The sequence below is a fragment of the Brevibacterium sp. R8603A2 genome (assembly GCF_023072605.1).
Lineage (GTDB): Bacteria > Actinomycetota > Actinomycetes > Actinomycetales > Brevibacteriaceae > Brevibacterium > Brevibacterium pityocampae.
Genome location: NZ_JALLGN010000016.1, coordinates 45,928 through 53,185, shown reverse-complemented (window position 1 = coordinate 53,185; position 7,258 = coordinate 45,928). Strand labels below are relative to the sequence as shown.

The 7,258-nt window shown below is 70.2% G+C and carries 8 protein-coding genes; 2 read left to right on the top strand and 6 right to left on the bottom strand.

The features are described 5' to 3' along the window. The 5 genes from MTQ12_RS13775 to MTQ12_RS13755 form a co-directional block, all read right to left on the bottom strand. Positions 1 to 271, bottom strand: a 271-nt coding sequence (locus tag MTQ12_RS13775; protein ID WP_247619074.1) for a cbb3-type cytochrome c oxidase subunit I, incomplete at its 3' end; no start/stop codon positions are given. Continuing rightward, positions 268 to 1,086: a cytochrome c oxidase subunit II gene (gene coxB, locus MTQ12_RS13770; protein ID WP_247619073.1), complete on the bottom strand. Its 819-nt coding sequence runs from the start codon at positions 1,084 to 1,086 to the stop codon at positions 268 to 270. The genes coxB and MTQ12_RS13775, both read right to left, overlap by 4 nt. A 244-nt stretch (positions 1,087 to 1,330) precedes the next feature. Continuing rightward, positions 1,331 to 1,963, bottom strand: a complete 633-nt coding sequence (aat, locus tag MTQ12_RS13765) for a leucyl/phenylalanyl-tRNA--protein transferase (protein WP_217494856.1) — start codon at positions 1,961 to 1,963, stop codon at positions 1,331 to 1,333. Positions 1,964 to 2,024: 61 nt separating this feature from the next. Then, the gene (locus MTQ12_RS13760; protein ID WP_175406957.1) at positions 2,025 to 2,375 is read right to left on the bottom strand and encodes an iron-sulfur cluster assembly accessory protein; all 351 of its coding nucleotides are present in this window, start codon (positions 2,373 to 2,375) and stop codon (positions 2,025 to 2,027) included. 67 nt (positions 2,376 to 2,442) lie between these two features. Beyond that, on the bottom strand, positions 2,443 to 3,846 hold the full coding sequence (locus MTQ12_RS13755) for a dipeptidase (RefSeq protein WP_247619072.1): 1,404 nt from the start codon (positions 3,844 to 3,846) through the stop codon (positions 2,443 to 2,445). Between the two features lie 21 nt (positions 3,847 to 3,867). On the opposite strand from MTQ12_RS13755, the gene MTQ12_RS13750 reads away from it, so the two are divergent. Further along, complete coding sequence (locus MTQ12_RS13750) at positions 3,868 to 4,527, top strand: DUF3043 domain-containing protein (protein ID WP_247619071.1); 660 nt, start codon at positions 3,868 to 3,870, stop codon at positions 4,525 to 4,527. On the opposite strand, the gene MTQ12_RS13745 is transcribed toward MTQ12_RS13750, so the two are convergent. Further along, complete coding sequence (locus MTQ12_RS13745) at positions 4,502 to 5,590, bottom strand: quinone-dependent dihydroorotate dehydrogenase (protein WP_137319640.1); 1,089 nt, start codon at positions 5,588 to 5,590, stop codon at positions 4,502 to 4,504. The two genes, MTQ12_RS13750 and MTQ12_RS13745, sit on opposite strands and share 26 nt — an antisense overlap. A gap of 121 nt (positions 5,591 to 5,711) precedes the next feature. On the opposite strand from MTQ12_RS13745, the gene MTQ12_RS13740 reads away from it, so the two are divergent. Beyond that, positions 5,712 to 7,226 (top strand): leucyl aminopeptidase, encoded by a 1,515-nt coding sequence (locus MTQ12_RS13740; protein ID WP_247619070.1) that lies wholly within the window; start codon positions 5,712 to 5,714, stop codon positions 7,224 to 7,226. Positions 7,227 to 7,258: the final 32 nt, after the last annotated feature.

Here is a 7,258-nt window from a genome sequence, read left to right as displayed (position 1 = left end):
GCAGCATGATCGTGCCGTGCATGGTGAACAGCTGGTTGTACTGCTCCTTCGTCTCGATGATCTGCATCCCGGGCTCGAACAGCTCGAGCCGGATGAGCAGCGCCATGACGCCGCCGATGCAGAAGAAGATGAAGGAGGCGATCAGGTACATGTACCCGATGGTCTTGTGGTCGGTGGAGGTGATCCAGTCGACGACGATCCGACCCTTGCTCCTGGGGAGCGGATCCCGGGTCACCGCGGTCGTGGACCGGTTCTCAGCGACGGCTGTCATTGTTCAGCCCCCTCTTCCTGCTCATAGGGATTCTGGTACCACTCGGTGCGGTCGTAATCCGGGCCGAGGATGCCGGTGTTGCCCTGCTCGCGCAGGCTGTCCGTGTATTCGATGAACTCGTTCTCCGGAACGACCTCGACGTTGAAGAGCATCTCTGCGTGGAACTCACCGCAGAGCTCGGCGCACTTGCCCACGTAGGTGCCCTCCTTGAGGGGACGAAGGTGGATCGACGACTCGCGTCCCGGGATCATGTCGCGCTTCTCGAGGAAGGCGGGGACCCAGAAGGAGTGGATGACGTCGCGCGAGCGCATGACGAGTTCGATGTCGGTGTCGGCCGGCAGGTAGAGCGTCGGTGCGTCGTAGCCCGGCTGCTCGGTGCCGTCGAGGTTGACCTGGACGCCGGCGTAGTGGACGTCCTCGGTCACATAGTTGAAGTCCCAGGCCCACTGCTTGCCGACGACCTCGATGACCTGCTCTCCCGGCGTCTCGTCGTCGATGGTCTTCTCGAGGGCGCTGACGTTGTGGAAGAAGAAGCCCACGACGAGGATGATCGGGATGACCGTGTAGAGGATCTCGATCGGCATGTTGTAGGCCAGCTGCACTGGCAGGCCCCGGTCCGACTTCTTGCGCCGGAAGGCGATGACGCACCAGAGGATGAGTCCCCAGGTGACGAGGCCGACGAGCAGGGCGGCGATCCAGCCGCCGTTCCACAGCGCGGTGTAGGCGTCCGTGTGGGAGGTCGCTCCCTTGGACTCCACCGGGAAGAACCCGACCTCCCAGACCTCGCGGGAGCACCCGGCGAGGAGGGCTGTCATGGCAACTGCGCCGACGGCCACGAGCCGTCTGGGCCAGATCCGTCGCTTGCCGCGCACTGGCTGATTCGGAGAATCCACGTGCAGCCTTTCACAACTTCCGTCGATGACCGTCCGCCCTGGTGGGCCCGCCCGCGCGCACTCCTGCGCGCCGTGCTGGCCGCCGCCGGCGGGGCGGATCACCGAATTCTGATTCTGTCTCCACATACCTTACCGCTACGCACGGTAGAAAATCACACTCAACTGCTCAATCGGTGAGAAAAGCCTGCGAATGATTCCGCTCGAGCGCGCTTCGCAGGGCGGACAGGTACTCGAAGGCGCTGATCTCCGACACGCCGAGGCGCGCGAGGTGCGGAGTCCGCCATTGCGTGTCGATGAGCCAGGGGGCGGGATCGTCTGCGCCGTCGAGGATCCCGACGAGGTGCGCGAGTGCCGCCTTCGAGGCGTCGGTGCGGGTGTGGAACATCGATTCCCCGGCGAACACTCCCCCGAGTGCGACCCCGTAGAGGCCGCCGACGAGCTCTTCGTCGGCCCGGACCTCGACCGAATGCGCATACCCCGCCCGGTGGAGCACGAGGTAGAGCTCGATGAACTCCTCGGTGATCCAGGCCCCGGGCCGGGCCGGGTCGGCGCACGCCCGTACGACCGCGGCGAAATCCGTGTCGACCGTCACGGAGAACCTTCGCATGGACCGCCGCAGGCTGGTGGAGACGTGCAGCTCACCGGGCCGCAGCACGCCACGGCGGCGCGGTGCCCACCAGCCGATCGGCCCGGAGCCGCCCTCCCCCAGCCCCATGGGGAACAGTCCGGCTCGATACGCAGAGAGGACCTGGGTGATGCTGCGCAGCTCGCCGACGGCGCGCAGATCACCCAGGTCCATGTCGTCTCCGGACTCCGGCGGAGGCGGTTCGCGGTGCGGATCGGGATCCGCCGCCGCGGCCTCAGTGGAAGGAGTCACCGCAGGCGCACGAACCGCCCGCATTCGGGTTGTCGATCGTGAAGCCCTGCTTCTCGATGGTGTCCGAGAAGTCGATGGTCGAGCCGTTGAGATACGGCACGCTCATCCGGTCGACGATGACTTCGACGCCGCCGAAGTTCCGCACGGCATCGCCGTCGAGGAACCGCTCGTCGAAGTAGAGCTGGTAGATCAGGCCCGAGCAGCCGCCCGGCTGCACCGCCACCCGGAGCCGGAGATCGTCCCGGCCCTCCTGCTGGAGGAGGCTGCGGACCTTGTCCGCGGCCGCGGTGGAGAGATCGATCTCGTGCACCGGGGCTTCGTTCGTGACTGTCATCGGGGACTCCTTCGCAGACATGTGGTTCGGACACAGGCTACATGAACGAACGCCCGTCCCGGGTGCATTATTCCGCCGACTCCGCGCCGTGTGCGAGGCGGTCGAGCAGCAGCGCCTCGGACACGATCGCGGAGGCGAAGTCGGGCAGATAGAGCGATTCGTTCGCGCTGTGCGCCCGGGCGTCGGGATCCTCCACCCCGGTGACGAGGATCGAGGCCGCCGGGAACACCGCGGTGAGATCGGCGATGAAGGGGATCGAGCCCCCGAGCCCCATGCGCACGCACTCGACACCGAAGCCATCGCTGAGCGCCTGCTGGGCGAGCGCGGTGACCGGGTCGTCCGCATCGGCCTGCCACGGGCTGCCGCTCTCCTCGGGGCCGAACTCGATCTGCGCGCCGAACGGGACCGCCTCGGCCAGGTGCTGCTTGACCGCGGCGAGTGCCGATTCCGGCGAGTCGCCCGGCGCGAGCCGGATCGAGAGCTTGGCCCGGAGCGAGGCCTGCAGGGTGTTCGAGGAGTCGTCGACGTGCGGGTTGTCGAGACCGATCACGGTGATCGACGGCTGCGCCCACAGGCGGGAGGCCAGCGAGCCGGAGCCGATGAGCGCAGTGTCCGGCAGCACCCCCGAATCGCGGCGCAGCTCCCCCTCCTCATACTCGACGTCGGCGGTCTCCCGCCGCACGAGGCCGGGCACTGCGACCGCTCCGGCGTCGTCGTGGAGCGTGGCGAGCAGCCGGGTCATGGCGAGCATCGCATCCGGCACGAGGCCGCCGTACATCCCGGAGTGGACGGCGTGATCCAGGGTGCGCACGGTGAACTCGAGTGCGGCCATCCCCCGCAGGCTCGAGGTCAGCGCGGGGACGCCGGCCGCCCAGTTTCCGGAGTCGGCGACGACGATGACGTCCCCGGTGAGCCGTTCCCGGTAGCGCTCGAGGAAATCCCGGAAGCTCGGCGAGCCGGCCTCCTCCTCGCCCTCGACGAACAGCGTCACGCCCACCCCGAGCCGCTCGCCCAGGAGTTCGAGCGCGGTGAGGTGGACCATGATCCCGGCCTTGTCGTCGGCGGCGCCCCGGCCGAACAGCCGGTCCCCCACCCGGGTCGCGGTGAATGGCGGGGTGTCCCACAGCGATTCGTCACCGGTGGGCTGGACGTCGTGGTGGGCGTAGAGCACGACCGTGGGCCGACCGGGGGGCGCCGGGATCGAGGCGACGACCGCAGGGTAGCCCGGGGTGCCGTCGGGGGTATGCGCGGTGAGGATGTCGACGCGGTCGAACCCGGCGGCCCGCGCGAGATCGGCCACCGCCTCGGCACTGGCGCGAACCGGAGCGGGGTCCAGCGTCGGCCAGGCGATCGACGGGATCGCGACGAGCGAGCCGAGCGAGTCGAGCACGCGGGGCATGATCGCCTCGAGCTCGGTGCGGAGGGCGGCGGCGGTGAGGGGTGCGGTGGATGCTGGATTCGAATCGGTCATGCGTCCGATACTATTGAATGCGTGTTTGGACGGAACAAGAACCCCGAGACCCCGAGTGCGAGCGGCTCCTCCGCCGCCGACCCTGCGACGACGCCCGACGGCGGGGCCGGCTCGCCTGCACCCGGGCACCCCGAGGCACCCGCGGCGGTGAATCCGGCAGAGGCGAAGAAGAACCGTCCGACCCCCAAGCGGAGCGCGCAGCAGGCCGCCCGCAAGCAGCCGCTCGTGCCGCAGGACCGCAAGGTGGCCAACCGGCGCGCCCGCGACGAGATGCGCAAGCAGCGCGACCAGGCGCGGATCGGCGTCATGCAGGGGGACGAGAAGTACCTCACCGCGCGTGACCGCGGACCGCAGCGCCGCTACGTCCGCGATTTCGTCGACGCGCGCTGGTCGATCAGCGAGTTCTTCATCCCGCTCGCGCTCATCGTGCTCGTCGTCGGCATGTTCGGCGGCCCGGACTTCCAAGTCATCGCGAACATCATCGTCTACGGCATCCTCGCGCTCGTCATCCTCGACAGCGTGGTCCTCAACTACCGCGTCAAGGCCCGGATGGCCGACAAGTTCGGCGGCCGCGACCGGCTCGAGAAGGGCCTGACGTTCTACCTCGTCATGCGCTCGATCCAGATGCGCCCGCTGCGCATCCCGAAGCCGCAGGTCAAGCGCGGCGAGTTCCCCGCCTGATCGCGCGCAGCAGGCGGCCGGGCCAGAACGGCCCGCCGTAGATCATCCCCGAGTACACCTGCACGAGGTCGGCGCCGGCGGCGAGCCGCGCCCGCACATCGCGGGCGTCGGACACCCCGCCCACGGAGATCACCGCGAGCCGGTCGCCGACGTGCGCCTTGACGAGACGGAGCACGTCGAAGGCCCTGCCGGCGAGCGGCCGGCCCGAGATCCCGCCGGCCTCGGCGAGGGCGAATCTCCGGTCCGACCCGTCGAGCACCGTCCGGTCGATCGTCGTGTTCGTCGTGATGAGCCCGTCCACCCCGGTGCGCAGGGCGAGCTCGGCCACCGCGATGACATCGGCGTCGGCGAGATCGGGAGCGATCTTGACGAGCAGCGGCACGTGGCCCAGGCGCGAACGGGGCGCCGGCACGGCGGACGCGGCGGCCTCCTGGACGGCACGGATGATCGGCTCGAGGGCGGCGGTGGACTGGAGGTCGCGCAGCCCCGGTGTGTTCGGCGAGCTCACATTGATGACCAGGTAGTCCGCGAACGGGGCGAGGATGCGCGCGGACTCGCGGTAGTCCTCGGCCGCCCGCACGGCGTCGACGACCTTGGTCTTGCCGAGGTTGACGCCGATGATCGGCTGCCTTCCCAGGGGCATCCGCGCGACCCGGGTGCGGGCGGTGCGGAGGTTGAAGGACGCGGCGCGCGCACCGTCGTTGTTGAAACCCATCCGATTGAGGATCGCGTCGTGGTCGAGGAGCCGGAACAGACGGGGTCGCGCGTTACCCGGCTGGCTGTGCGCGGTGATCGTCCCGACCTCGATGTGCCCGAAGCCCAGCAGTGCGAGCGCACGGACGCCGGCGGCGTTCTTGTCGAACCCGGCCGCCAGCCCGACCCGATTGGGGAAGGGCAGGCCCAGCACCTCGGCGGGATCGCCGGTGCCGGCGCTGAACAGGGCGCCGAGTGCGGCGCGCACACCGGGGACCCGGTCGAGCGCCCGCAGGCCGCCGAAGCTGATCCGATGAGCGCGCTCGGCGTCCATCGGCACGAACACGGTGCGCAGTATCAATCGGTACACGCCTCCATCCTAACGGCGGGCGACCGGGCCCGGCGCGCCTCGCGCCCCGGCGCTCACCGCGATGCCAGGACGACGGACTACGATCAGTGAGCAGGACAGCAGCCCCGACGAAAGGACATCCATGACCTCCCCCACGATCGACATCACCGCTGACGGCACCGCCCCGGCGAAGGCCCGGGCGGACGTGCTCGTCCTCGGCATGCGGTCCCAGGACGGCACCGCCGCCCTCCCGGCCGGCATCGATCTGCCCAAGGGTGCGCAGTCGGAGCTCGGCGCGGCGGCCGCCGCGGTCGGCTTCTCCGGCGCGGTCGACTCGCACGCGCGCATCCCGGCCCCCAAGGGCGTCGCCGCCCGCTCCGTGCTGCTCGTCGGCCTCGGTGAGTTCGATGAGCTCGACATCGTCGGCGAGGCAGGCGCCGACGAGGCGCATGAAGTCCTCCGCCGGGCGGCCGGCACCGCGGTGCGGGCGCTGTCGAAGGGCGAGTCCGTCGCCCTCGCCCTGCCCGCGGACACCGCTTCCGCCGCCGAGGCGATCGCCACCGGTGCCGGGCTCGGCGCCTACCAGTACACCGAGTACCGCAGCACTCCGGAGGCCAAGCGCCGCCCGACGGCGATCTCCGTGCTCACGACCGACAAGGACGGCTCGCACGGCGTAACCCGGGCCGCTCCGGTGGTCGCCGCGACGAACCGGGCCCGCGATCTCGTCAACCAGCCCCCGCTCGACCTCTATCCGGAGACCTTCGCGGACACCGTCGCCGCGCAGGCGAAGGGACGCAAGGTCAAGGTCACCGTGCTCGACCCCGCGCAGCTCGCCGCGCAGGGCTACGGCGGGCTCACCGGCGTGGGCCAGGGCTCGCCGCGCGGCCCCCGCCTCGTCAAGCTCGAGTACAGCCCCCGCAAAGCCGCCCGTCATCTGGCTCTCGTCGGCAAAGGCATCACCTTCGACTCCGGTGGGCTGTCGCTCAAGCCGGCGGCCTCGATGGAGGACATGAAGTCCGACATGGCCGGTGCCGCGGCCGCGGCCCAGGCGCTGTTCGCGATCGCGGGCCTCGGCCTGCCGGTGCGCGCCACCGCCTGGCTCGCGCTCGCCGAGAACATGCCCAGCGGTGAGGCCCAGCGCCCCAGTGACGTGATCCGGATCTACGGCGGGAAGACCGTGGAGGTGACGAACACCGACGCCGAGGGGCGCCTCGTCCTCGCCGATGCACTCGTCGCCGCCCAGGAGGAGGATCCCGACCTCGTCATCGACATCGCCACGCTCACCGGCGCGCAGATCGTCGCTCTCGGCACCCGGGTGTCCGGCGTCATGGGCACCAACGGTGCGCGCAACCGGGTGGTGCTCGCCGCCGGTGCGACCGGCGAGCAGATGTGGCCGATGCCCTTCCCCGAGGAGATCCGCCGCCAGTTCGATTCGACGGTCGCCGATCTCAAGAACTCCGGCAAGCGCCACGGCGGCATGCTCGCCGCCGGCATCTTCCTCGCGGAGTTCGTCGCCCCCGGTGTGCAGTGGGCGCACCTCGACATCGCCGGACCGTCGTACAACACGGAATCCCCGTGGGGCTACACCCCGGCAGGCGGCACCGGGGTCCCGGTGCGCACCCTCGTCGAGGTCGCCGCGCAGCTCTCCGGACGCTGAGCGCAGGTCCGGCCCCGCGCGTGCACCCGAGT